We start from the raw sequence: 24,976 nt of genomic DNA, 5'->3' as shown, positions 1-24,976 counted from the left end.
CGTCAGGCGCCTTTCCGGATTTCGGTCTGTACGACGTCGATGACCGCGGCCACGGTCTGCTCGAAGTCGAGATCGGTTGAATCGACGGTGGTCACACCGTCGGCGGCGTTCATGAAGTCGACGACCCGGGAGTCAGCCAGGTCGCGGCGGTGCAGCTGCTCACCGACATGGGCGGCGGAGTGGCCGACGAGTTCCGCGGAACGCCTGGCTATTCTAGCCGCTTCGCTGGCAGTCAGCAGGATGCGCACCGGAGCATCCGGCGCCACCACCGTCGTGATGTCCCGACCCTCCACCACGATGCCCGGCTTCTCGGTCTGCCGCATGGTGCGTCGGAACAGGTCGGTGAGGAAGCTCCGCACCTCCGGAACGCGGGCGATGGCGCTCACGACGGCGGTCACCTCCGGCTCCCGGATCGCGTCGGTGACGTCGTGGTCGCCGACGAACACCTGGTAGGTGTCCGGGTCGGTTCCGATGCGGTAGTCGAAGTCCGGCAGCGCATCGACCACCGCGTCCGAGTCTGTCGGGTCGAGCTCGCGGGCGACGACGAACCAGCTCAGCGCGCGGTAGGCGGCTCCGGTGTCGAGGTAGGCGAAGCCGAGGGAGCGGGCCGCGGCCTTGCTGACGCTCGACTTGCCGCTGCCGGCCGGGCCGTCGACGGCGACGACGGTGGGGATCCGGTCGTTGTCGCTTGCCGTCGTGTCGTGGGTCGCTGTCATCCGGCGAACCTCCATCCTCTGTCCGTCAGGTCGTCGATCGTGCGCTGCAGCACCTCGGGCAGGACGGCGATCTCTGCGAGACCGACCTGCGCTCCCGGCGAGTGCTCCAGTCGAAGGTCTTCGAGGTTCACCCCGATCTCGCCGAGCTCGGTGAGCAGTCTGGCGAGCTCCCCCGGCCGGTCGTCGACCATGACGACGATCGAGGAGTACCGCTTGTCCTGGCCGTGCTTGCCCGGCAGCCGGGAGACGCCGAGGTTGCCTCCGGCGATCTCCTCCGCGATGGTGCGCCTGGCACCGGACGCGTCGATGTCGCCGAGCGCGACGAGCACCCTGTCGAGGTCGTCGCGGTACGCGTGCAGGATCTCCACGACGGCGGGCGCGTTCGCTCCGAGGATCTGCACCCAGAGTTCGGGTTCGCTGCCCGCGATGCGCGTCACGTCGCGCAGGCCCTGACCGGCGAGCGCGAGAGAGGCGTCTGTCGCGCCGGAGAGGCGCTTGGCCATCAGGCTCGCGACGAGTTGCGGGGTGTGCGAGACGAGCGCGACGGCGGCGTCGTGCTCGGTCGGCCCCATCTCGATCGGCGTCGCGCCGAGATCCAGGATGAGCGACTCGACCAGGGAGACTGCGGCCCTGTCATTCTCCGGCCTGGCGCAGACCACCCACGGGCGACCGACGAACAGGTCGGCGCGCGCGGAGCTCGGGCCGCCGCGCTCCCTCCCGGCAAGCGGGTGCGATCCGACGTACCTGGACAGGTCGACGCCCGACGCTTCGAGTTCGGACAGCGGAGCGACCTTAACGCTCGCGACATCGGTGACCACCGCGTCCGGATGCGCGGCCAGCTCGGCCAGCACCACCTGCGCCACGAGGTCCGGCGGCACGGCCACGACGATCAGCGCCGGCGTCGTCGTGCCGTCGTCCGCGCGCCCAGCACCGTAGTCGGCGGCGAGCCGGAGGTGGGCGGGAGAGGCATCGGCGAGCAGCACATCCACACCGTTGGCGCGGAGGCTCAGCCCGACGGACGCGCCGAGGAGCCCGGCGCCGACCACGCGGACAGGCCCGCTGAGCCGGGAGGAGGTGTCGTTCACTCGGTGTCTTTCTGGCGCGAGATGGTCAGGAGCTGGCCGAGTTCCACCTTAGTCAGGTCGCGCATCTGACCCACCCGCAGCGTTCCGAGGTGCAGCGGGCCGAACTGACGCCTGACCAGCTCGATCACCGGATGTCCCACCTCGGCCATCATGCGCCGCACGATCCGGTTGCGGCCGGAGTGCAGGGTCAATTCGACGAGGCTGTCCTTGCTCGCCGAGCTGCGTTCCAGCAGGCGCGCCTTGTCGGCGGCGATCGGGCCGTCCTCCAGCTCCACCCCGCGGGTGAGCGTTGCGATGGTCTGCGGGGTGACGACGCCGCGCACCCGCGCGATGTACGTCTTCGTCACGCCGAAGCTCGGGTGTGCGAGAACGTGCGCGAGCTCGCCGTCGTTCGTGAGGATCAGGAGGCCCGAGGTCTCCGCATCCAGTCGCCCGACGTTGAACAGGCGCTCGGGGAAGTCAGCGGTGAAGCGCGACAGGTCCGGCCTGCCCTGCTCGTCGCGCATCGAGCTGACCACGCCGACCGGCTTGTTCAGCATCACATAGCGGCGCGAGGTGTCGAGCTGCACGGCGGAGCCGTCGACGGCCACCAGATCGGTGAGCGGGTCGATCCTGCGGCCGAGCTCGGTGACGACCTCGCCGTTCACGGTCACCCGGCCGGCCGAGATCAGGTCTTCGGAGACACGGCGGGAGGCGACGCCCGCGGCGGCCATGACCTTCTGCAGCCGCTCGCCCTCCGGGCTTCCGTCTGCCTGCTGTGCGTATGCGTTGTTGCGGTCTCTATCGGACATCGCCGTCGAATCCATCCGTTCCGTCCGCCAGCAGCGGGGAGATCTTGGGCAGCTCGTCGATCGAATTGATGCCGAGCTGGGAGAGCAGGAGGTCTGTGGTGCCGTAGTTGATGGCGCCGGTCTCGCTGTCGGTGAACATCTCCGTGATGAGGCCGCGACCCAGCAGGGTGCGCACCACCGAGTCGACGTTGACCGCACGGATGGACGCGATGGCTCCGCGGCTGATCGGCTGCTTGTACGCGATCACGGCGAGCGTCTCCAGCGCGGCCTGCGACAGCTTCGTGGGGTTCTGGGCGAGGACGTAGTCCGCGACGACCGGGTCGAACTCCGGGCGCACATAGATGCGCCAGCCGCCGCCGACCTCGCGCAGCTCGAAACCGCGCCGCACGCCGCCGTCCGCTCCGTCGAAGTCGGCGACCAGCGCATCCACTGCCGCCCGGACGCGCTTGACCGGCACGGAGACGGCGGTGGCGATGGCGACGACGCTCATCGGCTCGTCGGCGACCATCAGGATGGCCTCGATGGCACGCTCGACGGCGACGCCGTCCGGCAGGGCGGGACGGGACTCCTCGGTCACCTGCGCCGTATCTTCAACCGTCATAGTCCGCTCCCAAATTCGACAGATTCTCCTCCGACCAGTGCTCCGCCGTCCAGCGGAGCGTCAACTCACCGAGTGGTTCGAGCTGCTCGAACGCGATCGCCGCGTGCCGGTACAGCTCCAGGACCGCCAGAAAGCGGGCGATCACGACCCCCTTGAGGTCGGCGCCGGCCACCAGCTGCCGGAACGACACGGTCTCCCCCGACCGCAGCATCCCGACCACGAAGGCAGCCTGCTCCCGGATGCTGATGAGCGGCGCGTGCAGGTGGTCGAGCCCGACCACCGGGATCTCGCGCGGGGTGAGCGCGAAGGTCGCGATGGCGGCGAAGTCGTCGGCGGACAGCGTCCACACCAGCTCCGGCGTGCGCTGCCGGTACTTGTCCTCCAGCCGGACGGTGCGCGTGTGGCGGGTGGCCTCCGCCTCCATCCCAGCCTGGAACCAGGCGGACGCCTCCTTGAACGCGCGATATTGCAACAGCCGGGCGAAGAGCAGGTCGCGGGCTTCGAGCATGGCGACGTCCTCCGCGTCCACCAGCTCGCCCTGCGGCAGCAGCCCCGCCACCTTGAGGTCGAGCAGCGTCGCGGCGACAAGCAGGAACTCGCTCGCCTCGTCCAGGCTGTCCTCCGAGTCGAGCGCGCGCAGGTAGGCGATGAACTCGTCGGTGACCCGGCTGAGCGAGATCTCGGTGATGTCAAGTTCATGCTTGGCGATGAGCGACAGCAACAGGTCGAACGGCCCCTCGAAGGAGCCGAGGGCGACGCGGAACGTCGCCGGAGCGGCCGGGTCGGCCGGCGCGGCAGGCTCGGCCGACGGGATGGCGTCGGCGACGCTGATCTCGGCGGTCACCCGGATGTCGGCGGCGTCCGCCTCGTGCTCGCTGCCGGCGGACCTAGGCGACGGCGCCACGCGCGATCAGTTCCCTCGCCAGCTGGCGGTACGCCTCCGCCGCCGCGTGCTCTGGCGCGAACTGGGTGATCGGGGTGGCGGCGACCGACGCATCCGGGAACTTCACCGTGCGGGAGATCACCGTCTCGAGCACCTGGTCGCCGAACGCGTCGACGACCCGTTCGAGCACCTCGCGCGAGTGCAGCGTGCGGGAGTCGTACATGGTGGCCAGGATGCCGTCCAACTCGATCGCCGGGTTGAGACGCTCGCGCACCTTGTCGATGGTCTCGATCAGCAGGGCGACGCCGCGCAGTGCGAAATACTCGCACTCGAGCGGGATCAGCACGCCGTGCGCTGCGGTCAGCGCGTTCACCGTGAGGATGCCGAGCGACGGCTGGCAGTCGATCAGGATCACGTCGTAGTCGGCGCTCACCTTGCGCAGCACGCTCGCGAGGATCTGCTCGCGGGCGACCTCGTTGACGAGGTGCACCTCGGCCGCGGACAGGTCGATGTTGGCCGGGATGATGTCGAGCCCGGTCACGCCGGTCTTCTGGATGGCCTCTGCCGGGTCTTTCGAGCGCGACAGCAGGAGGTCGTAGATGGTGGTGACGTCGTGCGTCTGCGCCCCGAGCCCGGCGGACAGCGCGCCCTGCGGGTCGAAGTCGATGGCGAGCACGCGGCGGCCGTATTCGGCGAGCGTCGCGCCCAGGTTGATGCTGGTCGTCGTCTTGCCGACGCCGCCCTTCTGGTTGCACAGCGCGACGATGCGCGCCGGGCCGTGGCCCTTCAGCACCGGAGGGATCGGGAACGGCCGCAGCGGGCGGCCCGTCGGTCCGAGGGCCACGGCGATGGACGTGTCATCCATGCCCGGAAGCTGGGTTCTGACCTCGTCGTTGCGCGTCACCTGCGTGTTCCTCGTTCCCTTTGTCGCCGTCCTGCGTCAGTTGCCCATCCTACCGACGCAACCCCCATCTCGCGGGCCGCACCGCCGCTGTCCGCTCGTGCCAAAGGTGCGGTGCGCGCGGCGTGCACCGCACGTTTCGCACGAATCGCGCGCTCAGCGCGCGCGGGGGTGCGCCGACGTGTAGACGTCGCGGAGCGTGTCGGCGGTGACCAGCGTGTAGAGCTGCGTGGTCGCGACCGACGAATGCCCCAGGAGCTCCTGCACGACGCGGACGTCAGCGCCCCCGGCCAGGAGGTGCGTGGCGAACGAGTGGCGGAGTGTGTGCGGCGAGACCTCGACGCCGAGCTGCGCGCGCTCCGCCGCCGACCGGATGATCAGCCAGGCGTTCTGACGGGAGAGCCTGGCGCCGCGCATCCCGAGGAAGAGAGCGGGCGTCGCCCTGCCCTTCAGCGACAGCGCTGGCCGAGCGCGCACCAGGTAGGTGTCGATAGCCGTCCTGGCGTAGCTGCCGAGCGGCACGATGCGCTGCTTGCTGCCCTTGCCGGTCAGCCGCACGATGTCGTCGTCGATGACATCGTCAACGTTGAGGTTCACGGCCTCGCTGACGCGCGCGCCGGTCGCATACAGCAGTTCGAGCAGCGCCTTGTCGCGCAGCGACGCGATGTCGTCGCCGTCCGTCGCGGCGAGCAGCGCCGACACCTGGTCGACGCTGATCGCCTTCGGCAGACGGCTGGCGAGCTTCGGCGGCTTGAGCTCGTGGGCGACGTCCCTCTCCACGATGCCCTCGTCGAGGAGGAACCGGTGGAAGCCGCGGACGGTCGAGAGCATCCTGGCCAGCGACGACGCGGTCAGCGGAGACTCCGCCCGCGAGCCGAGGTGCACGGTGAACTCGGAGATCAGCGGTGTTGTGATCTCCGACGGTGACGTGACCTCGCGGGAGGTCAGCCAGGACGTGTACACGCCGAGGTCGCGACGGTAGGCGGCGACGGTGTTCGCCGACAGGCCGCGCTCGATCGAGACGTGCCGCAGATAGGAGTCGGCGGCCGTCTCGACGGTCATGCCCCGAGCTTCGGGTGCCGCGGCCACGGCAGGTCGCCGGCCCCGAGCTGCGCCCAGTCGCGCTGCCTGCCGAGGTGCGCCGCCATCACGCCGATCGTCAGCGACGGGTTCTGGACGCGGCGCGCGAGCACCGCATCCACCACCTCGTCGAGCGGCACCCAGCGCACCTCGATGTCGGCCTCCTCGTCGACGCGCTGGAACGCCTCGGCCGTCGGCCGCAGCCCCCTGGCGAGGTAGATCCTGATCGCCTCGTCGCTTCCGCCGGGGCTCGTGTAGAACTCGGACAGCACATTCCACTCGTCGGCCTCGACGTCCGCCTCTTCCGCCAGCTCGCGCTTGGCCGCCTCCAGTGGATGCTCGCCGCGCACGTCGAGCAGACCGGCCGGGATCTCCCAGTCGCGGTAGCGCACAGGATGCCGGTACTGCTTGATCAGCAGCACCCTGTCCTGGTCGTCGAGCGCGAGGATCGCGACAGCGCCGGTGTGGTCGACGAAGTCACGGCCGATCTCCTGGCCGTTGTAGCGGAACGTCTCGTGCCGCACATTCCAGACGCGCCCGGTGAACACCGTCTCCGACGCCACGATCTCCGGGGAGAACGGGTCGTCGGTGAGCTGGTCCTGCGCGGTCGGCTCCGCCGTCATCAGGCGTCCGCGGCCACTTCGAACAACATGCTGGCCTTCTGCCGGTCGAGGGCGGCGCCGACGAGCCCGCGGAACAGCGGGTGCGCGCGGTTCGGCCGCGACCGAAGCTCCGGGTGGGCCTGCGTGCCGACGTAGAACGGGTGCACGTCGCGCGGCAGCTCGACGTATTCGACCAGGTGGCCGTCCGGCGACGTGCCGGAGAACCAGAGGCCGGCGTCGGCGATCTGCTCACGATAGTTGTTGTTCACCTCGTAGCGGTGACGGTGACGCTCCGACGCCTCGGGCGCTCCGTAGAGCTCGGAGACGATCGAGCCTTCGGCGAGCAGCGCGGGGTAGAGGCCGAGGCGCATGGTGCCGCCGAGGTCGCCACCTGCGATGATCTCCACCTGCTCGGCCATCGTGGCGATGACCGGGAACTCGGTGTCCGGATCGAACTCCGACGACGACGCACCGGCGAGGCCGGCCTCGTGGCGGGCGTATTCGATGACCATGCACTGCAGGCCGAGGCACAGGCCGAGAGCCGGGATGCCGTTCTCGCGGGCCAGCCGCAGCGCGCCGAGCTTGCCCTCGATGCCGCGGACGCCGAAGCCGCCCGGCACGCAGATCGCGTCGACGTCGCTCAGCTGGGCCGCGGCGCCCTCCGGAGTCTGGCACTCGTCGGAGGCGATCCACTTGAGGTGCACCTTGGTGTTGTGCGCGAAACCGCCCGCTCGCAGCGCCTCGGTGACCGAGAGGTACGCATCCGGGAGGTCGATGTACTTGCCGACCAGGCCGATGGTGACCTCGTGCTTCGGGTCGTGGACGGCGTCGAGCAGGTCGCTCCAGCCGTCCCAGTCGACGTCGTTGGCCTTGTCGAGGCCGAGCTGGTCGATGATGTACGCGTCGAGGCCCTGGTCGTGCAGCATCGTGGGGATGTCGTAGATGCTCGGCACGTCGATCGCGTTCACCACAGCCGACTCGTCGACGTCGCACATCAGCGCGATCTTGCGCTTGTTGGACTCGGAGACGGGGCGGTCGCTTCGGAGCACGAGGGCGTCCGGCTGGATGCCGATGGAGCGGAGGGCCGCGACGGAGTGCTGGGTCGGCTTGGTCTTCTGCTCGCCGGAGGCGTTCATGTACGGCACCAGGGAGACGTGCACGAAGAAGCAGTTCTTGCGGCCGAGCTCGTGCCGCACCTGACGGGCTGACTCGATGAACGGCTGCGACTCGATGTCGCCGACCGTTCCGCCGATCTCGGTGATGATCACGTCGGGGGCGGGCTCGCCGTCCGGTCCAGGCTGAGCCTGGAGGCGCATCCGGCGCTTGATCTCGTCGGTGATGTGCGGGATGACCTGCACGGTGTCGCCGAGGTATTCGCCTCGGCGCTCCTTGGCGATGACGTTGGAGTAGATCTGCCCCGTGGTCACGTTGGCCGACTGCCCGAGGTTGATGTCGAGGAAGCGCTCGTAGTGACCGATGTCGAGGTCGGTCTCTGCGCCGTCGTCCGTCACGAAGACCTCGCCGTGCTGGAACGGGTTCATCGTTCCAGGATCCACGTTGAGGTACGGATCGAGTTTCTGCATCACGACACGGAGGCCGCGAGCAGTGAGAAGGTTGCCGAGGCTGGCCGCTGTGAGGCCCTTGCCCAACGAAGAAACGACACCACCCGTCACAAAAATGTGTTTGGTAATGCCGTTCGAAATGCCCGCGTCTGTTTTATCCACCACGGGCTTTTATGCTATCACCACGGTCGGCATGTTCGGTGCGCATCTCACCGCGACGCCCCGGCCATCTCCACCAGTTCGCGCGCGTGCGCCAGTCCACTCTCGGAGTCCGGCAGGCCGGAGAGCAGGCGGGCCATCTCGGCGATCCGCTCGTCTCCGCCCAGCTGCCGCACACTGGATGCGGTGACAGAGCCGTCACTGCCCTTCACCACGGTGAGGTGGTTGCCGGCGAACGCCGCGACCTGCGCGAGGTGCGTGACGACGATCACCTGGGAACTCTCCGCCAGTTTGGCCAGCCTGCGGCCGATCTCGATGGCGGCGGCTCCGCCGACGCCTGCGTCGATCTCGTCGAAGATGAAGGTGGGGACCGGGTCCGTTCCCGCGATGACGACCTCGATCGCCAGCATCACGCGGGAGAGCTCTCCGCCGGACGCGCCCTTGCCGAGCGGCCGGGGTTCGGCTCCCGAGTGCGGCTGCAGCAGGATCGTGACCTGGTCGCGACCGGCCGCCGTGAACTCGTCGCGCCTGGTGACGTCGACCACGACCTGCGCATCCGGCATCGCCAGTGCGGTCAGCTCGTCGGACACGGCGCGGCTCAGCAGCTCGGCCGCCGCCCTCCTGCGCGCACCGAGGTCGTCGGCGAGCTGCTCGGCGAGCGAGGCGTCGGCCTCGACCTCCGCGCGCAGCTCCTCGATCCTGTCCGAGTCTCCGTCGAGTTCGAGGAGCCTGGCGCTGCCGGTGTCGAGCGCGCCGATCACGTCGTCGAGGGTCGGGCCGTATTTCCGCACGAGGGTCGCGAGCTCTGCGCGCCGATCCTGCACCAGTTCGAGCTCGCGCGCACCGTCTGTGTCGAGCGTCGCCAGGTAGGTCGAGAGCTGGGCTGCGACGTCGGAGATCAGGTAGTTGGCGTTCGCGACGGACTCGGCGACGGCGACGAGCGCGCTGTCGTGCTCGGAGACGCGCTCCAGCTGCCGCCTGGCGTTGTCGAGGATTCCGAGCGCGTCGACGCCCTCCGACTCCTCCGCAGAGAGCAGCTCGCGCGCACCGGCCGCCGCCAGCCGCAGCTCTTCGAGGTTGGAGAGCCGTTCGGCGCGCTCGGCGAGTTCGTCGTCCTCCCCCGCCTGCGGTGCGACGGCTTCGATCTCGGCCATCGCGATCCGGAGGTCTTCCGCCTCCCTGGCGCGTCGCTCCTGGTCGGCGACGAGCTCGCCTAGCTCGGTGCTGTTGTCGCGCCAGCGGTGGAAGACCTGTGCGTACGCGTCGACCGCTGCGGCGAACTCCGGACCGGCGAACCGGTCGAGCGCCTCGCGCTGGGCGACGGCGGACCGCAGCCGGATCTGGTCGGACTGACCGTGCACGACGACCAGCTGGCCGCCCAGCTCGGTGAGCACGCTCACCGGCGCGCTGCGCCCTCCGACGATCGCCCGCGACCGGCCCTCCGACGACACCGAGCGCGTGAGCACCAGCTCTGCACCGCCCGCGCCCAGAGGATCGACGTCCCCTCCGGCATCCCGGACGCGCTCGACGACGTCGCTGTCCTCCGCGATCCGCCAGCGCCCCTCGACCCACGCCTGCGCACTGCCGAGCCGCACGGCTCCGGTGTCAGCACGCTCGCCGAGCAGCAGCCCGAGCGCGGACACCACCATCGTCTTTCCTGCGCCGGTCTCGCCGGTGATCGCTGTGAATCCCGGCCCGAGCGGCAGCGAGGCATCGGCGATGACGCCCAGGTCTCTGATCGAGATCTCCTCGATCCCTCCGCGGTTCTCAGTCACGGTCGGCCGGTCCCCTCCATCCCGTGACGGGAAGGTTGAACTTGTGCACCAGCCGGTCGGTGAACGGACCGGGGTGGAGCCGGGCGAGACGCACCGGGATGGGCGACCGGCGCACGACGACGCGCGCTCCGGGCGGGAGGTCGAACGCGCGGCGGCCGTCGCACCAGAGGATGCCGGCGCCGTCTGTCCGGTCGAGCAGTTCGACCGCGAGCGAGGAGTCGGCGTCGACCACCAGGGGACGGGAGAAGAGGGCGTGCGCGCTGAGCGGCACGAGCAGCAGGGCGGCGACGCCCGGCCAGACGACAGGACCGCCAGCGGAGAACGAATACGCCGTCGAGCCGGTCGGGGTCGACATCACGACGCCGTCGCAGCCGAAGCTCGACATCGGGCGTCCGTCGACCTCGATGACCACTTCGAGCATCCGCTCGCGGCTGGCTTTCTCGACTGTGGCCTCGTTGAGGGCCCAGCTCTCGTAGACGACCTCTTTGCCGAGCTTGACGCGCGCGGAGAGCGTCATGCGCTCCTCGACCTCGTAGTCCTTGGCGAGACCGCGCGCCACGGCGAGCGCCAGATCGTCCCTCTCACTCTCGGCGAGGAAGCCGACATGACCGAGGTTGACGCCGAGGAGCGGGGCGGAGCACCCCCGGATCAGTTCGGCCGCGCGCAGGATGGTGCCGTCGCCTCCCAGCACGATGACGAGCTCCAGCTCGCTCGGCTGCACGTCGACACCGAGCACGGCCACGTCGTCGAAGCTCGGCTTGGCCGCGAGGACGTCGCGGCGCTCGTCTTCGCTGAGCACGGGGACGACCCCGGCCTCGATCAGCTGGGAGCAGACCTGCACCCCTGCTTCGAGAGAATCTTGGCGACCGGTGTGCGCGACGACGAGGATGTACCTGGTGGGTGCATCCATACGCGTCACGCTCCGTTCTGGTGGTGGAAACCGGTCTTCCCATTCTGTCGGTTTTCGCTCCGGCTGTGTGAGCGCGGGACAGGTTGGGGAAAGCTTTCAGCTGTGGAGAACCAGCTGTTCAGTGCGCGGTGACCGCCTGCACCTCGGCGAGCCACTCGGTCGGGTTGGCGCCGGAGGCGTTCAGCCAGACCAGGTATTCGCGGTTGCCCTGGCTGCCGGCGATCGGCGACGCGACGAAGCCGGCGGTCCCGAGTCCGACGTCGAATGCCGCCCAGAGCACGGAGGTGACGGCGTCGGAGCGCAGGGCGGCGTCGCGCACGATGCCCTCCTTGATGCCGGTGCGGCCCACCTCGAACTGCGGTTTGACGAGCAGCACGAAGTCGGCGCCGTCCTCCGCAGTCTCGACGAGCGCTGGAAGCACCTGCGTCAGCGAGATGAACGAGAGGTCGCCGACGACGAGATCCGGCCGGAGGTCTTCTCCGAGCAGCCCGGCGAGGCTGCTCGCGGTGAGCCCGCGCACGTTGATGCCCTCGAACGAGGAGAGCCGTTCGTCGGCGGCGACGACCGGTGAGAGCTGGCCGTGGCCGACATCGACGGCGATCACCCTGGCGGCGCCGCGCTCCAGCAGCACCTGACTGAACCCGCCTGTGGAGGCGCCAGCGTCGAGCGCGACGCGTCCCTCGACCGGGATGCCGAACGCCTCCAGTGCCCCGATGAGCTTGTGGGCGCCCCTGCTGACGTAGTGATCGGCCCCGGCGACCGCGACCACCTGGTCGTCGCGCACCTTCTGGGAGGCGCGCGTCACCGGCTTGCCGTCAACGGTCACCAGTCCCCCTGCGATGATCGTCGCCGCGTGCGTGCGGGACCGCGCGATACCCCTGGCCGCCAGCGCGACATCGAGACGGGACTCAGCCATGGCGCTGCACGTCGCCGCCCTCGAGCTGATCGCGCAGTTCGTCGTGCACCTGCGCGTACGCCTCTGCCCGCGCGGTCAGCGCCTGCTCCTCGATCACGGTGAGGCGCGAGACGAGCCCGTCCTCACCCCTGTCTGTCGCATCCATAGCCTCAACGGTACGCGACGGCGCTCCGTTCGAAGATCTCCCGCCCCGGCACAGCGGCCAGGAGCTCCTGCGTGTACGGATGCTGCGGGTCGGCCAGCACCTCGGCGGCCGGGCCGGACTCGACGAGTTCCCCCTGCTCAGCACGGAGACGTGGTCGGCGATCTGCTCCACCAGGCCGAGGTCGTGCGAGATGAACAGGTAGGTCAGGTCGTGTTCGGTCCGCAGCGCGAACAACAGGTCGACGATCTGGGACTGCACGCTCACGTCGAGCGCGGAGGTCGGCTCGTCCAGCACCAGGATGCGCGGGGCGACGACCAGGCTGCGCGCGAGGGCCACGCGCTGCCGCTGCCCGCCGGACAGTTCGTTCGCCCGTCGGCCGAGCACCGTCTGCGGGAGCGCGACGGAGTCGAGCGCCTCCTGCACGCGGGTGCGACGCGTGCGCGCCGAGCCTGTCCGCGTGATCCGGAGCGGCTCCGCGATGATCTGCTCCACCGTGTACCGGGGGTCGACCGCGGCGAGCGCATTCTGGTAGACGAGCAGCAGATCCTCTGGCCGCTCGTTGAACCTGGAGGCCGCGCGCGGCAGCTCACGTCCGTGCACCGTCACCGTGCCGGACGAATACGGGGTGAGGCCGGCGACGATCCGTGCGAGCGTCGTCTTGCCGGAGCCGGACTCCCCCACGATCGCGTGCACGGCGCCGGCCGCGACGTCGAGGGTCACGCTGTCGAGCGCGGTCACGCCGCCCGAACCCGTCCCCTTCGCCGTGCGCGCCGGGAACACCTTGCCCAGGTCGCGCAGGCTGATGACCGGTGGATGCTCGTCCCGGCCGACCAGCCGCAGGTGCGCGTACTTGTCCGGTGTCGCGGCAGGCACGTCCGCGAACAGGCGCTGCGTGTACTCGTGCTGAGCGCCGGTCAGCAGGTGCTCGACCCTGCGGTGTTCGAGCAGCTCGCCGCCGTTCAGGACGGCGACGTGGTCGCTGCGTTCGGAGGCGAGCGCCAGGTCGTGCGTGATGAACAGCACGCCGAGGCCGCGCTCCGTGCGCAGTTCGTCGATGAGGTCGAGGATGCGCTTCTGCACCGTCACGTCGAGGGCGCTCGTCGGCTCGTCCGCGATCAGGAAGGCGGGGTCGGCCGCTATGGCGATGGCGATGAGGACGCGCTGCAGCTGACCGCCGGACAGTTCGTGCGGATACGACGCGATTCGCGCATCCGGATCGGGGATGCCGACGCGGTCGAGGAGCGCGACTGCCCTCGCCCGGACCTCGGCGCGCTGGATGCCCGGCCTGCCGACGCGGATCGCTTCGGCCAGCTGCCCGCCGATCCTCTGGAGGGGGTCGAGGGAGCTCAGCGGGTCCTGCGGCACGTAGCCGATCGTGGTGCCGCGCAGCGGCCGCCAGTCCCGTCGCCGGAACCCGGTGACGTCCGTGCCGTTCAAGACGACCGTGCCGCCGGTGACGAGCCCGGCGTCCGGCAAAAGCCCGGAGACGGCTCTGGCGATGGTCGTCTTGCCCGAGCCGGACTGACCGACGAGGGCGAGCGTCTCGCCTCTGGCCAAGGCGAAGGTCACGCCGTGCACGACCTCGGCGTCCGCGCGCCCCGTGCGATACGAGATGCGCAGGTCGGTCACCTCCAGCAGAGGCGTGTTGTCGTGTTCAGCCACGGTTCCGTCCGTTCCTCGCGGTGTTGCTGAGCTGGTTGATCGCCCACACGGTCAGTGCGATGGCGATGCTGGGGAACACCACGAGCCACGGAGACGACGTGATGTACTGGCGCCCCTCGGAGACGAGCAGTCCCCACTCCGGTTCGGGAGGCGGGGCGCCGTAGCCGAGGAAGCTGAGCGCCGAGATCCACAGGATGGCCGTGCCGAACTGCAGGGCGGCGAGCGAGAGCACCGCCGAGAACGAGTTCGGGAACACGTGCCGCCAGAGCACGGAGGCCGGACGTCCCCCGATGTGTGCCGACGCTTCGACGAAGGGCAGGTTCTTGACCGTCAGCACCTGCGACCGCATCACCCTGGTGAACGTCGCGACCGACGAGATCCCGACAGCGATGGCGGCGTTGAGGCTGCCGAAGCCCAGCGAGACGACGATCACCATCGCCAGCAGCAGACCGGGGATCGACAGGAGCGCGTCGACGATGCGGCTGATCACGGCGTCGGTGAATCCTCCGGCCGACGCGGCGACGAGCCCGAGAAGAGTGCCGACGCCGAGGCCGACGATCACTGCGACCGCCGACCCCAGCAGCGTCCTGCCCGTGCCGAAGACGATGCGCGACCAGAGATCGCGGCCGAGGTAGTCGGTGCCGAGCCAGTGCTGCGGGCTCGGCGCTGCGAGGACGCTGGACTGGTCGGCAGCGAGCGGGTCGTCGTGCGCGAGTATCCCGGGCACGACCAGCGCGATGAGCAGCGCGACCAGCAGCGCGACGGCGATCCAGTCGACCCAGCCGAGGCGCGCGGCGATCCTGCGCAGCCGGCCGGCAGCGGCGGCGGACCGGCGTCCGTCGCGCCCGGCCCTCGTGGTCGTGACGGTCGCTTCCGCGGTCATGCCGCCACCTCCGTGTTCGTGGTCGTCGTGCGTCGTGCGGCACCAGGCCGTCCGGCGACGCCCTGTCCGATCCGCGGATCGAGTGCCGGGTAGACGAGATCGGTGATCAGGTTGATGGACAGGTACACGGCCGAGACGATGAGCACGATGGCCTCGATGGTCGGGGTGTCCTGGTCCCGCACGCTCGTGTATGTGAAGTAGCCGAGCCCCGTTCTGTTGAACACGGTCTCGACGATGACCGACCCTGCGAGCACGTCGCCGACGATCAGCGCCAGCAGCGTGATCGACGGGATGGCGCCGTTCTTGAGCACGTGCCGGAACACGATCCCGCCCTGCGACACCCCCTTCGCCGTCAGCACGGTCACGAACGGCTGGGCCGCCGCATCCCCGAGTCCCTGGATGAGCACCTGGCTGAGCGCGCCGCTCGACGCGAACGCGAGGGTGATCGCCGGGAGGATGAGCGAGACGAACCCCTGGTCGGTGATCGACGACACCCAGCCGAGCTGGAACGAGAAGACCACGATCAGCACGTAGCCGACCAGGAAGCTCGGCGCGGAGATGGACAGCACGGGAACCGCGCGGGCCGCATCCCTGACCGGCTTCCACGGCGCGAGCGTCGCCGCCAGGGCGATGCCGAGCGAAAGCACCACGGTGAACAGCAGCGCGAGGGCCGCGAGCGGGAGGGTCTGGCCGAGCGCCTGCCCGATCAGGTCGGCGACCGACTTGCCGTTGGTGAGCGAGTAGCCGAGGTCGCCGCGGAGCAGCCGCGCCACCGACAGGAAGAACTGCACGACCACCGGCTTGTCGGTGTTGTAGTAAGCGCGAAGCCCATCTGCTGTCGACTGCGGCAGCGGGTTCACCGGGTTGTTGATCTTGTTGTCGATCGGGTCGCCCGGCAGGACGAAGAGCGCGACGAACGTGAGCGCATACACGATCGCGATGACGACGACGGACTGACCGACCCGTCTCAGCACATATCCGGTGGATGGCATGATCAGCTCGGCACGCTCACGTTCGAGAACAGCGGCAGGGCACCGTCCGAGAGCTCGAACCCCGTGATCCCCGGCCGCACCACGAACACCTGGCTGTCGTTCAGGATGGGGATGACATACGCCTTCTCGGTGATCAGGTGGTCCTGGGTCTGCTGCAGGAGGCTCGACCGCTGCGCGTCGTCCACGGCGACGAGCTGGTCTGCGAGCAGCTTCTCCAGCGTCGCGTCCGTACCTTTCAGCCCCAACAGGTCGGAGCCGCCCTTGCTGTAGTACTCGACGAGTCCGACCGTCGGGTCGGGATGCGGCCAGCCGACCCGCAGGAAGCCCACCTCCTTGTCGGCGAACGCCTTTGCCCAGTAGCTGGAGTAGTCGAGCTTGTTCAGGTCCAGCTCGATGCCGAGCTCCTTGAACTGCGACTGCACGGCCTGGAACAACGCGTTGCCGGTGTTGTCGTACACGTCGATGTACGTCTTGAGGTGCAGGCGCGTGCCGTTCTTGGTGCGGTAGCCCGCCGAATCCTTGCCCGTCCAGCCGGCCTGTGTGAGCAGCTGCTCCGCCGTCGTCGGGTCGTACGCGAACGAGTCGGAGACATCCTTGTACCCGAAGGTGTGCGGGGAGAGCACGCTGGTGGCCGCGCTCCAGCTGCTCGTGTAGATGTCCTTCAGGAGCTGCTCGCGGTCGATCGCGTGCGAGAGCGCCTGGCGCACCCGGAGGTCGTCGAGCGGTGGGGTGGTCGTGCGCAGGAACCACTGGTTCGACAGGCCGACGCCCGACTTCGCCACGATCGTGTACTTCTGCTTGGCGAGCGCGATCTCGTCCTTCGGCTCGACATAGCGCAGGATGCCCGCCTGCCCGGACTGCACAGCGCCGAGCCTGACCGCGTCGTCCTCTGTGGGCACCCAGACGATCTTCTGCAGCTTCGACTCGCCCTGGTTCTTCGCGCTCGCCGGAGCCCAGGCGTAGTCGGAGCGGCGTTCGAGCACGTACTGCTTGCCGTATGTCTCGGACGAGACACGGAACGGGCCGCTTCCGACCAGCTTGACGTACTTCACCTGCTGGTCGTGCGGGGCGTCGATGGTCGCGTTCGCCACAAGACCGGAACTCCACGAGGTGAGGACGTTGAGGAACGGCGCGTACGGGGTGTCGAGGTGCACGCGCACCTCGCGCTTGACCGGGTCGGTCGTCACGGCGATGGCGCGCGGGAACTGGCTGTTCGCCGAGACGCCGTTCTTGCTGTCGCCGTTCACCTGCCATTCGAGGTTCTTCTTCACACTGGCGACGTCGAGCGGCGTGCCGTCCGAGTATGTGACGCCCTCACGGATCACGAACGTGTAATCGCGACCGTCGGCCGACTGCGTCCAGCTCTCCGCGATCCACGGTTCGAGCTCGAATGTCTTGGGGTTGCGGTTGATCAGCCGGTCGGCCAGGTTCTGGATGAGGTCGCGGGTCTGCCAGGTGCCGGACTCCTGCACCTGCGCCGAGGTCGGGATCTCCGGGTCGAGGTAGGTCAGGGTGCCGCCGCGCGAGCCCGCCACGACGGGCGTCCCGTCGGCGGCGCAGCCGGCCAGGATGGTCGCGCTGGCGATGCCGATGGCGGTCGCCGCCAAGAAGTTGCGTCGGCTCAGCGCTCGTGCGCCGAGGGTCTCGAGGGGCGAGGTTGCCATCGGTCGTCCTTTCAGGGAGGGGTACGAGCGACGACTATCGCGGCGCCCCCGAGCGCCGGTCGAGCCCGGATTGCGGTTTGTGACGTTCCTTACGCTTCGTGACGACGGCGCGTGACGCAGCGGTCCGGCCGTGCGTAACGTCCCCGTCCATGGCAGCTACCAGCACCCTCCCCGCCCTGTCCGTCCCCGCTCTATCGCGCGTCGGCTTCACCCGTCCAGTGGATGCGCTTGACGCCGCGATCGACGACCTCACCGCCGAGCTCACCGGCACGACCCTGCAGCGCGAACGCGACCGCGTGCTGCTGCACGAGCCCGTGCGGCGGCTGGTCGACGCGGGGTTCGGGGCACTCCGAGTGCCGGTCGAACACGGCGGTGCAGGCGGCTCGCTGGAAGACGTGTTCGAGCGGCTCGTCCACCTCGCCTCCATCGACCCCAACCTGGCGCACGTGTTCCGGGGGCACATCGGCTTCGTCGAGAGCCTCCACGTGGACGACAACCGCGCGTGGGCCGACCAGTGGCTGGCGAGGAGCGCATCCGGGATCCTGGTGGGCAACGCACAGTCGGAACGGAGCGACACCGCTGAGGTCGCGACGGAGGTCGAACGGACACCGGACGGTCTGCGGTTGTCTGGCACGAAGTACTACACGACCGGGAGCATCTACTCCGACTGGATCCTGCTGACTGCCCGTCTCGGCGACGACAGGGTGAACGTGCTCGCCGACGCGTCGCATCCCGGGGTCACCAGCGTCGACGACTGGGACGGGTTCGGGCAGCCGCTCACCGGCAGCGGCACCACCGTGTTCGCGTCTGTGCCGATCGACGAGGCCGACGTGGCCGGCTGGAGCGACGAGGACGACGGAGCAGGCGAATACGTGGCCGCGGTGTTCCAGCTCACGCTACTCGCCGTGCAGGCGGGCATCGCCGCGGCCGCCCTCCGCGACACCGTCGAGTTCGTGCGGCCGAGGCGGCGCATCTTCGGCTTCGCCGGGGAGGCGCTCCCCCGCCACGACGCATTGGTGCAGCAGGTCGTCGGACAGCTCAGCAGCGCGGCGGATGCCGCCCGCCGCCTGGTGCTCTCCGCTGCGCGCGAGCTCGACGTCCTCCGCGCAGCGAGTGGTCCCGAATTGCCGCAAGCCGACGTGCGCGCACGGCAATTCGGGACAACTCGTTTGGAGACGCGGCGGGCGGCGTTCCGGGAGGCGGCGCTGGGGGTGTTCCGGGTGCAGCAGATCCTGCCGGGCATCGTGCTGGAAGCGACGACGGAACTGTTCGAGGTGGGAGGGGCGAGCGCCGTCGGGCTCGGCTTCGGGCTCGACAGGCACTGGCGCAACGCGCGCACGCTCGCCTCGCACAACCCGGCACGCCAGCGGGCGCGCAGCATCGGCGAGTACGAACTGAACGGCACGTTCGCGACGTGGGGGCGCGAGCACACGCCGACGGGAGCCGGTGCGCCCGCGCGGGAATGACCCGCTCCGCTACTCGACGAACAGGCCGGCGAGGGTCTTCTTGCCGCGGCGGAGGACGATGACGTTGCCGGGGAGCACGAGGTCGCCGACCGGCGTCTCCCCGTCTTCGACCTTCACGTTGTTCACGTAGACGCCGCCCTGCGCGATGGCGCGGCGGGCCTCGCCGAGGCTCGCGGTGAGTCCGGTGTCGACCAGCGACTGGGTCACGGTCGCCGACGGGGCGGTGGTGGTGTTCGGCAGTTCGCGCAGCGCGGACTCGAGCGTCACCGCATCCAGAGCCGTCAGCTCGCCCTGGCCGAAGAGCGCCTGCGCGGCCGCGATGGCGGCGTCCGTCAACGCAGCGCCGTGCACCAGGCTGGTGACCGCGTATGCGAGCGTGCGCTGCGCCTCTCGCCGGAACGGCTCGTCGGCGACGGCCGTTGCGAGTCGTGCGATCTCGTCGCGGCTGAGGAAGGTGAACACCTTGAGGCGGTCGATCACGTCGGCGTCGTCGGTGTTCAGCCAGAACTGGTACATGGCGTACGGGCTGGTGAGCGACGCATCCAGCCAGATGGCGTTGCCCTCGCTCTTGCCGAACTTGGTGCCGTCGCTGTTGAGGATCAGCGGGGTGCCGATGGCGTGGACGGGCACGTGCTCGACGCGGCGGACCAGGTCGGTTCCGCTGGTGAGGTTGCCCCACTGGTCGCTTCCGCCGGTCTGCAGCACGCAGTCGTATGCGCGGTACAGCTCCAGGAAGTCCATGCCCTGCAGGATCTGGTAGCTGAACTCGGTGTAGCTGATGCCCTCGTCGGAGCTGAGGCGTGTGGCGACGGCGTCCTTCTTGAGCATGGTGCCGACCCGGAAGTGCTTGCCGATGTCGCGGAGGAAGTCGATCGCGGACAGCGGGGCCGTCCAGTCGAGGTTGTTGACCAGGCGCACGGCGTTGTCGCCCTCGGAGCTGAGGAAGCGGGAGACCTGCCCCTGCAGGTAGCCGACCCACTCGGCGACGGTCTCCTTGGTGTTCAGCGTGCGCTCCGCGCTCGGCCGCGGGTCGCCGATCAGGCCGGTGGAGCCGCCGACGAGGCCGAGGGGCCGGTGGCCGGCCAGCTGCATCCTGCGCATGGTGAGCAACTGCACCAGGTTGCCGAGGTGCAGGCTGGGCGCCGTGGGGTCGAACCCGCAGTAGTAGGTGATCGGCTCGCCAGCGAGGAGCTGTTTGAGCGCTGCTTCATCCGTGGAGACGTGGATGAGCCCTCGCCACTTCAGCTCATCCCAGACGTCGTCGAAGGACGGGTCGTTGGTCTGTGCGTTGAGCGTTTCGGAGTCGGACACGCACTCAGATTATCAGCGGGATGAGAGGGCCGGACTCCACCGGGATCAGGGCTGTGGGCCTGATGAGGGTTGAATCAGGTCTGTGGGCCTGATATTATCAGAATCAGGTTCTCAGGCCTGATGGGAAGGAGCGCTGCATGTACGTCATCACCGCCGACCAGGTGGACAGCAGAAACCGCCAGGACATCGTCGCCCAGACCTTGAACGACCTCAACGACCGATATACCGGCCGCCTCGAACTCCCCGTCGACCGCAACGCCGGAGACGAACTCCAGGCCCTCACGGCGTCGCCGGACGCCGCCGTCGACCTCACCCTGGAGCTGACCAGGCACGGAGCGTGGAGCGTCGGCCTCGGTATCGGCGCCGTGCGCACCCCGCTTCCGGCCGAGACGCGCGAAGCGGCGGGGGACGCGTTCGTCGCGGCCAGGGAGGCCGTCACCAGGGCGAAACGCGCAACCACCCGCTTCGCAGCGGAATCGGTCACGGACCAGCAATCGGCCGCCGATGTCGAGGCCGTGCTGAACCTCCTCCTGACCATCCGGGCCGGGCGATCGGAGGCAGGCTGGGAGCTCTACGACCTGCTCGTGACGGGTCTCACCCAGGCGGAAGCCGGCGCCAGGCTCGGCATCACGCCGCAGTCGGCCAATGACAGGGCGCGCGCGGCGAACCTCCGTGTCGAACTGGCCGCCGTCCCGGCGCTGACTAGGCTGGTCGAGCGCGCCGACGACACCGCCGTGTCCGCGCCAGACGTGTCCAGCCGGAGAACGGAGAGAGCGTGACGACCATCCCCATCCACTCCCTGTTCGGGGTGATCGGACCGATCGCCGCCTGGTCGGCCACTCTCGTGCTGGCCATCGCCTCCCTGTGCTGCATGGTCGCGACCCTCCGCTCGCCACGACGCCCGCTCGTCTACGTCGCCTCCGGGCTGCTCGCCCTGGCCGTCGTGTTCGTGCTCCTGCCCGGCCAGCACGCTCCCCTGCTCTTCCAGGTGCTCATCGGCATCGTCGCGATCGCCCTCAGCGTGGCGGGAGGCGGACCGGCCTCGCAGGTCGTGCTCGCCCTCGCCTCCCGGGCCACGGTCGAAGGGGTGCACGGCGGCATCGTCGTCCCCGAACGCCTCGACGGCATCGACAGCACTCGCGAGGTGCTCCGCGGCGGCACGACCATCGGCTTCCTGGAACGCTTCGCGACGACCGGCGCGATCATGGCCGGCTTCCCGGAGGCCATCGCCGTGCTCGTCGCCATCAAAGGCGTCGGCCGCTTCACCGAACTGGACGTGGCCGAGTCGCGGGAACGGTTCATCATCGGCACGCTGACCAGCCTGGTCTGGGCGTGCGTGTGCGCGGTGCTGTTCCGGGTCGCGGCCGGCTGAGGCGGCGACCCTTCTAGTCGTGCGACTTCGGGTGCCGCTTGTACGCAGACACCGTCGGCTCGCCCGGCAGCCAATAGCGCCACGGGAATGCCGCTCCCCCACCGGCCCCTGACACCCCGGTGCGCGGCCCCGTCTCGAACGGCAACGGGATGCGCGGCAGCAGCAGCGAGAACGGCGCGGCGTACAGGTCGGCGCCGTCGTCGGCAAGCGTGATCCCCGCGGCGACGACGAGCCTGGCAGGTCCACGCCCCAGGTCGCGCCGGGGCACGACGCGGCCGGAGGGCCCGGAACGGCGAAGGGCGGCGAGCTCGTCGCCCTCCACCACTTCCGCCCCGCGCAGCAGCACGGCCGATGCCTCACCGGGCGGCGAGCAGACGACGTTTGCGCACACGTGCATCCCGTAGGTGAAGTACGCGTAGAGGTGGCCGGGCTCGCCGTACATCACGGCGTTGCGCTTGGTGCGGCCGCGGAAGGCGTGCGAGCCGGGGTCGAGGCCGTCGCCGATGTACGCCTCGACCTCGGTGATCCGCAGGCCGACAGTGCCTTCCTGCGTCTCGTGCCGCAGCACGGCGCCGAGCAGTCTGGGGGCGACATCGAGCGACGACGCCAGGAAGAACTCCCGGTCCGGCCGGAAGAGCCCGGCGTCGCCGCCCTCCGTCATCACAGAGTGCCGCTCAGAAGATCCGGCCGCCGGCCACGACCGTCACGATGAGGCCGACCACGATCACCAGCACGGCGACCACGACGATCGCCGGGATGATCCACGGATACTTCGGCGACTTCTTGTCCGGTCGAGACCCGCTCATCAGCCGAGATCCCTTCTGGCCGCGACGAAGGCGGAGGTCAGCGTTCGCACCCGCTCGGTGAGCGCAGCGAGCTGCTCGGCGACGCGCACGGGGGCGGTGCCGCCGACGTTGTCGCGGCTGGCGACGGAGCCGTCGATGGTCAGCACTGCACGCACATCCGGTGTCAGCAGCGGCGACACGGAGGCGAGACCGGCGTCGTCGACGTCGCTCAACTCCAGGCCGCGCTCCTCGGCGTACTTGACCAGGTTGCCCGTGATCTCGTGTGCGTCCCGGAACGGGATGTGCTGCTTGACCAGCCACTCGGCCACGTCGGTCGCGAGCGAGAAGCCCTGCGGCGCGAGCTCCGCCATCCGGTCGGTGTGGAAGTGCAGCGTCGCCACCATGCCGGTGAACGCCGGCAGCACCACTTCGAGCGTCGTGACGGAGTCGAAGACCGGCTCCTTGTCCTCCTGCAGATCACGGTTGTACGCGAGCGGGAGGCCCTTGAGCGTGGTGAGCAGGCCGGTCAGGTTGCCGATCAGACGCCCGGCCTTGCCGCGGGTGAGCTCGGCGATGTCCGGGTTCTTCTTCTGCGGCATGATCGACGAACCGGTCGAGTACGAATCGTCGAGGGTGACGAAGCCGAACTCGCGCGTGTTCCAGAGGATGATCTCCTCGGCGAATCGGGACAGGTCGACGCCGATCTGGGCGCAGACGAACGCGAACTCGGCCACCACATCCCTGGCGGCCGTTCCGTCGATCGAGTTCTCCGAGCTGGCGGCGAAACCGAGGTCGCGCGCGACCAGCAGCGGGTCGAGCCCGAGTGTCGAACCGGCGAGGGCGCCGGAGCCGTACGGCGAGACGTTCGCGCGCTTGTCCCAGTCGGCCAGACGCTCCAGGTCGCGGACCAGCGGCCAGCAGTGCGCGAGCAGATGGTGGGCGAGCAGAACGGGCTGGGCGTGCTGCAGGTGCGTGCGCCCTGGCAGGATGGCCGATGGATGCGCGTCCGCCTGCGCGGCGATGGCGTCGATCAAGGCGATCAGGCGTTCGGCGACGACACCGGCGTGGTCACGCAGGTAGAGCCGCACGAGGGTCGCGATCTGGTCGTTGCGGCTGCGTCCGGCGCGCAGCTTGCCGCCGAGCTCCGTTCCGGCGCGCTCGATCAGGCCGCGCTCCAGGGCGGAGTGCACGTCCTCGTCCGATTCGAGCGCCGCGAACGCGCCGGAGGCGACGTCCGCATCCAGCCGGTCGAGCGCATCGAGCATCCCGTCGAGCTCTTCCGGCACGAGATAGCCCGCCGCCGCGAGGGCACGGGCGTGCGCACGCGAACCGGCGATGTCGTACGCGGCGAGCTGCCAGTCGAACTGGGTGGACTTGCTCAGCGCTGCGAGCTCCGGCGACGGCCCGCCGGCGAAGCGGCCGCCCCAGAGGGCTCCCGCCTCGCCGGCGCGATTGCCTGCGGCCGGCTGATCGTTCTGATCGGACACCGTACTCCTTACAGAGCCTGGTCGCGACGGGCCGAGATCTTGCTCGGCAGCGACCACAGCTCGATGAAGCCCTTCGCCAGCGACTGGTCGAAGGTGTCTCCGGTGTCGTAGGTGGCGAGGTTGAAGTCGTACAGGCTGGTGTCGCTGCGGCGGCCGGTGACGACCGCGGACCCTGCGTGCAGCTTGAGGCGGATGTCGCCGGTGACGTACTTCTGCGTCTCGTCGATGAAGACGTCGAGGGCACGCTTGAGTCCGGAGAACCAGAGGCCGTCGTAGACGAGCTCCGACCACTTGGCCTCGACCGTGCGCTTGTAGCGGGCCACGTCGCGCTCGACGGTCATGTTCTCGAGCTCTTCGTGGGCGGCGATCAGCGCGATGCCGGCAGGCGACTCGTAGACCTCGCGGCTCTTGATGCCGACCAGGCGGTCCTCGACGATGTCGATGCGGCCGACGCCCTGGCCGCCTGCGACCTCGTTCATCAGCTGAACGGCCTGCAGCGGGGTGACCGGCTTGCCGTCGATCGCGACCGGGATGCCCTCGCTGAACGAGATGACGACCTCGGTCGGCTGGCGGGTGACCGTCGGGTCCTGGGTGTAGGTGTACAGGTCTTCGATCGGGGCGTTCCACGGGTCTTCGAGGAAGCCGGTCTCGACCGCGCGGCCCCACACGTTCTGGTCGATGGAGTACGGCGACTTCTTCGACTGCTCGATCGGGAGGTTGTGCTCCGCCGCGTAGACGATGGCCTTGTCGCGGGTGAGCGCGAAGTCGCGCACCGGGGCGAGCGACGTGAGGTCGGGGGCGAGGGCGGCGACCGCAGCCTCGAACCGGACCTGGTCGTTGCCCTTGCCCGTGCATCCGTGGGCCACGCTGTCGGCGCCGAGCGCCTTCGCGGTCTGCGCGAGGTGCTTGGCGATCACCGGACGGCTGAGCGCGGAGACCAGCGGGTAGCGCTTCTGGTAGAGCGCGTTGGCCTTGAGCGCCGGCATGATGTAGTCGTCGGCGAACTCGTCCTTCGCGTCGACGACGATGGACTCGACGGCGCCGCAGTCGAGCGCGCGCTGACGGATGGCGTCCATGTCCTCTCCGCCCTGCCCGACGTCGACCGCCAGGGCCACGACCTCTTTACCGGTCGCGTCCTTCAGCCAGCCGATGCCGACCGAGGTGTCGAGACCGCCCGAGTACGCGAGAACAACACGTTCCGCCATGATTCTCCTTCAGCTTGTGGTTC

At 69.4% G+C, this 24,976-nt stretch carries 24 protein-coding genes and 1 pseudogene; 3 read left to right on the top strand and 22 right to left on the bottom strand.

Features of this window, described 5'->3' with window-relative positions; all coding sequences use genetic code 11:
• Positions 1-2 precede the first annotated feature (2 nt).
• The 17 genes and pseudogenes from cmk to AC37TH_RS16625 all read right to left on the bottom strand — a co-directional run bounded on the left by cmk (position 3) and on the right by AC37TH_RS16625 (position 17,327).
• Positions 3-716 (bottom strand): (d)CMP kinase, encoded by a 714-nt coding sequence (cmk, locus tag AC37TH_RS16705; RefSeq protein WP_490765465.1) that lies wholly within the window; start codon positions 714-716, stop codon positions 3-5.
• Positions 713-1,801: a prephenate dehydrogenase gene (locus AC37TH_RS16700; RefSeq protein ID WP_490765464.1), complete on the bottom strand. Its 1,089-nt coding sequence runs from the start codon at positions 1,799-1,801 to the stop codon at positions 713-715. Before AC37TH_RS16700 ends, cmk begins: the two co-directional genes overlap by 4 nt.
• A complete protein-coding gene (locus AC37TH_RS16695) occupies positions 1,798-2,592 on the bottom strand; it encodes a pseudouridine synthase (protein ID WP_490765463.1) in 795 nt (264 codons plus the stop codon). Before AC37TH_RS16695 ends, AC37TH_RS16700 begins: the two co-directional genes overlap by 4 nt.
• On the bottom strand, positions 2,582-3,193 hold the full coding sequence (gene scpB / locus AC37TH_RS16690; RefSeq protein ID WP_490765462.1) for an SMC-Scp complex subunit ScpB: 612 nt from the start codon (positions 3,191-3,193) through the stop codon (positions 2,582-2,584). The genes AC37TH_RS16695 and scpB overlap by 11 nt, the downstream gene beginning before the upstream one ends.
• The gene (locus tag AC37TH_RS16685) at positions 3,183-4,007 is read right to left on the bottom strand and encodes a segregation and condensation protein A (RefSeq protein ID WP_490766077.1); all 825 of its coding nucleotides are present in this window, start codon (positions 4,005-4,007) and stop codon (positions 3,183-3,185) included. The genes scpB and AC37TH_RS16685 overlap by 11 nt, the downstream gene beginning before the upstream one ends.
• Positions 4,008-4,080: 73 nt before the next feature.
• A complete protein-coding gene (locus AC37TH_RS16680) occupies positions 4,081-4,941 on the bottom strand; it encodes a ParA family protein (protein WP_490766076.1) in 861 nt (286 codons plus the stop codon).
• A gap of 192 nt (positions 4,942-5,133) precedes the next feature.
• A complete protein-coding gene (xerD, locus tag AC37TH_RS16675; RefSeq protein ID WP_490765461.1) occupies positions 5,134-6,039 on the bottom strand; it encodes a site-specific tyrosine recombinase XerD in 906 nt (301 codons plus the stop codon).
• Positions 6,036-6,680 carry an NUDIX domain-containing protein gene (locus tag AC37TH_RS16670; protein WP_490765460.1) on the bottom strand — a complete coding sequence of 215 codons (645 nt, stop codon included), beginning with the start codon at positions 6,678-6,680 and terminating at the stop codon, positions 6,036-6,038. Before AC37TH_RS16670 ends, xerD begins: the two co-directional genes overlap by 4 nt.
• Positions 6,680-8,350: a CTP synthase gene (gene pyrG / locus AC37TH_RS16665; RefSeq protein WP_490766075.1), complete on the bottom strand. Its 1,671-nt coding sequence runs from the start codon at positions 8,348-8,350 to the stop codon at positions 6,680-6,682. The genes AC37TH_RS16670 and pyrG overlap by 1 nt, the downstream gene beginning before the upstream one ends.
• 80 nt (positions 8,351-8,430) lie before the next feature.
• Complete coding sequence (gene recN, locus AC37TH_RS16660; protein WP_490765459.1) at positions 8,431-10,155, bottom strand: DNA repair protein RecN; 1,725 nt, start codon at positions 10,153-10,155, stop codon at positions 8,431-8,433.
• Entirely contained in the window at positions 10,148-11,065 is a 918-nt protein-coding gene (locus AC37TH_RS16655) for an NAD kinase (RefSeq protein ID WP_490765458.1), read from the bottom strand. The genes recN and AC37TH_RS16655 overlap by 8 nt, the downstream gene beginning before the upstream one ends.
• Positions 11,066-11,183: 118 nt before the next feature.
• Positions 11,184-11,981, bottom strand: a complete 798-nt coding sequence (locus AC37TH_RS16650; RefSeq protein ID WP_490765457.1) for a TlyA family RNA methyltransferase — start codon at positions 11,979-11,981, stop codon at positions 11,184-11,186.
• A gap of 149 nt (positions 11,982-12,130) precedes the next feature.
• Positions 12,131-12,226, bottom strand: coding sequence for a hypothetical protein (locus AC37TH_RS16645; protein ID WP_490766074.1), 96 nt, complete (start codon positions 12,224-12,226; stop codon positions 12,131-12,133).
• Positions 12,227-12,459: 233 nt separating this feature from the next.
• Positions 12,460-13,695, bottom strand: a pseudogene (locus AC37TH_RS16640) (ATP-binding cassette domain-containing protein); the annotation flags it as partial.
• Positions 13,696-13,780: 85 nt separating this feature from the next.
• On the bottom strand, positions 13,781-14,671 hold the full coding sequence (locus AC37TH_RS16635; protein WP_490765456.1) for an ABC transporter permease: 891 nt from the start codon (positions 14,669-14,671) through the stop codon (positions 13,781-13,783).
• Positions 14,668-15,663, bottom strand: coding sequence for an ABC transporter permease (locus AC37TH_RS16630; protein ID WP_490765455.1), 996 nt, complete (start codon positions 15,661-15,663; stop codon positions 14,668-14,670). The genes AC37TH_RS16635 and AC37TH_RS16630 overlap by 4 nt, the downstream gene beginning before the upstream one ends.
• 2 nt (positions 15,664-15,665) lie before the next feature.
• Positions 15,666-17,327 carry an ABC transporter substrate-binding protein gene (locus AC37TH_RS16625; RefSeq protein WP_490765454.1) on the bottom strand — a complete coding sequence of 554 codons (1,662 nt, stop codon included), beginning with the start codon at positions 17,325-17,327 and terminating at the stop codon, positions 15,666-15,668.
• Positions 17,328-17,476: 149 nt separating this feature from the next.
• Here AC37TH_RS16625 and AC37TH_RS16620 point away from each other — a divergent pair, with 149 nt between their 5' ends.
• Positions 17,477-18,793 carry an acyl-CoA dehydrogenase family protein gene (locus AC37TH_RS16620; RefSeq protein ID WP_490765453.1) on the top strand — a complete coding sequence of 439 codons (1,317 nt, stop codon included), beginning with the start codon at positions 17,477-17,479 and terminating at the stop codon, positions 18,791-18,793.
• A 9-nt stretch (positions 18,794-18,802) separates the two neighbouring features.
• On the opposite strand, the gene tyrS is transcribed toward AC37TH_RS16620, so the two are convergent.
• Positions 18,803-20,104 (bottom strand): tyrosine--tRNA ligase, encoded by a 1,302-nt coding sequence (tyrS, locus tag AC37TH_RS16615; protein ID WP_490765452.1) that lies wholly within the window; start codon positions 20,102-20,104, stop codon positions 18,803-18,805.
• 137 nt (positions 20,105-20,241) lie between these two features.
• On the opposite strand from tyrS, the gene AC37TH_RS16610 reads away from it, so the two are divergent.
• Both AC37TH_RS16610 and AC37TH_RS16605 read left to right on the top strand, forming a co-directional pair.
• The gene (locus AC37TH_RS16610; RefSeq protein ID WP_490765451.1) at positions 20,242-20,883 is read left to right on the top strand and encodes a DNA-binding protein; all 642 of its coding nucleotides are present in this window, start codon (positions 20,242-20,244) and stop codon (positions 20,881-20,883) included.
• Positions 20,880-21,476, top strand: coding sequence for a hypothetical protein (locus tag AC37TH_RS16605; RefSeq protein WP_490765450.1), 597 nt, complete (start codon positions 20,880-20,882; stop codon positions 21,474-21,476). Before AC37TH_RS16610 ends, AC37TH_RS16605 begins: the two co-directional genes overlap by 4 nt.
• Before the next feature lie 13 nt (positions 21,477-21,489).
• On the opposite strand, the gene AC37TH_RS16600 is transcribed toward AC37TH_RS16605, so the two are convergent.
• From AC37TH_RS16600 to AC37TH_RS16585, 4 genes are read right to left on the bottom strand one after another with little or no spacing between them, the layout of a single operon-like run.
• Positions 21,490-22,137, bottom strand: a complete 648-nt coding sequence (locus tag AC37TH_RS16600; protein ID WP_490766073.1) for a DNA-3-methyladenine glycosylase — start codon at positions 22,135-22,137, stop codon at positions 21,490-21,492.
• A gap of 13 nt (positions 22,138-22,150) precedes the next feature.
• A complete protein-coding gene (locus AC37TH_RS16595; protein WP_490765449.1) occupies positions 22,151-22,282 on the bottom strand; it encodes a hypothetical protein in 132 nt (43 codons plus the stop codon).
• Positions 22,282-23,748: an argininosuccinate lyase gene (gene argH, locus AC37TH_RS16590; RefSeq protein ID WP_490765448.1), complete on the bottom strand. Its 1,467-nt coding sequence runs from the start codon at positions 23,746-23,748 to the stop codon at positions 22,282-22,284. The genes AC37TH_RS16595 and argH overlap by 1 nt, the downstream gene beginning before the upstream one ends.
• Before the next feature lie 8 nt (positions 23,749-23,756).
• Positions 23,757-24,953 (bottom strand): argininosuccinate synthase, encoded by a 1,197-nt coding sequence (locus AC37TH_RS16585; protein ID WP_490765447.1) that lies wholly within the window; start codon positions 24,951-24,953, stop codon positions 23,757-23,759.
• Positions 24,954-24,976: the final 23 nt, after the last annotated feature.

It is taken from the genome of Leifsonia sp. McL0627, from assembly GCF_058244615.1.
Note: the sequence above shows the minus strand (reverse complement) of the source record. Positions and strands in the feature narration are given on the sequence as shown.

Coding starts and splice junctions, on each gene's coding strand:
- AC37TH_RS16610 (WP_490765451.1), top strand. CDS start 20,242: ATGTACGTCATCACCGCCGACCAGGTGGACAGCAGAAACCGCCAGGAC.
- AC37TH_RS16650 (WP_490765457.1), bottom strand. CDS start 11,981: ATGGCTGAGTCCCGTCTCGATGTCGCGCTGGCGGCCAGGGGTATCGCG.
- xerD (WP_490765461.1), bottom strand. CDS start 6,039: ATGACCGTCGAGACGGCCGCCGACTCCTATCTGCGGCACGTCTCGATC.
- AC37TH_RS16655 (WP_490765458.1), bottom strand. CDS start 11,065: ATGGATGCACCCACCAGGTACATCCTCGTCGTCGCGCACACCGGTCGC.
- AC37TH_RS16620 (WP_490765453.1), top strand. CDS start 17,477: ATGGCAGCTACCAGCACCCTCCCCGCCCTGTCCGTCCCCGCTCTATCG.
- AC37TH_RS16595 (WP_490765449.1), bottom strand. CDS start 22,282: ATGAGCGGGTCTCGACCGGACAAGAAGTCGCCGAAGTATCCGTGGATC.
- AC37TH_RS16630 (WP_490765455.1), bottom strand. CDS start 15,663: ATGCCATCCACCGGATATGTGCTGAGACGGGTCGGTCAGTCCGTCGTC.
- AC37TH_RS16680 (WP_490766076.1), bottom strand. CDS start 4,941: ATGGATGACACGTCCATCGCCGTGGCCCTCGGACCGACGGGCCGCCCG.
- scpB (WP_490765462.1), bottom strand. CDS start 3,193: ATGACGGTTGAAGATACGGCGCAGGTGACCGAGGAGTCCCGTCCCGCC.
- AC37TH_RS16585 (WP_490765447.1), bottom strand. CDS start 24,953: ATGGCGGAACGTGTTGTTCTCGCGTACTCGGGCGGTCTCGACACCTCG.
- AC37TH_RS16695 (WP_490765463.1), bottom strand. CDS start 2,592: ATGTCCGATAGAGACCGCAACAACGCATACGCACAGCAGGCAGACGGA.
- AC37TH_RS16600 (WP_490766073.1), bottom strand. CDS start 22,137: ATGACGGAGGGCGGCGACGCCGGGCTCTTCCGGCCGGACCGGGAGTTC.
- AC37TH_RS16670 (WP_490765460.1), bottom strand. CDS start 6,680: ATGACGGCGGAGCCGACCGCGCAGGACCAGCTCACCGACGACCCGTTC.
- AC37TH_RS16635 (WP_490765456.1), bottom strand. CDS start 14,671: ATGACCGCGGAAGCGACCGTCACGACCACGAGGGCCGGGCGCGACGGA.
- cmk (WP_490765465.1), bottom strand. CDS start 716: ATGACAGCGACCCACGACACGACGGCAAGCGACAACGACCGGATCCCC.
- AC37TH_RS16625 (WP_490765454.1), bottom strand. CDS start 17,327: ATGGCAACCTCGCCCCTCGAGACCCTCGGCGCACGAGCGCTGAGCCGA.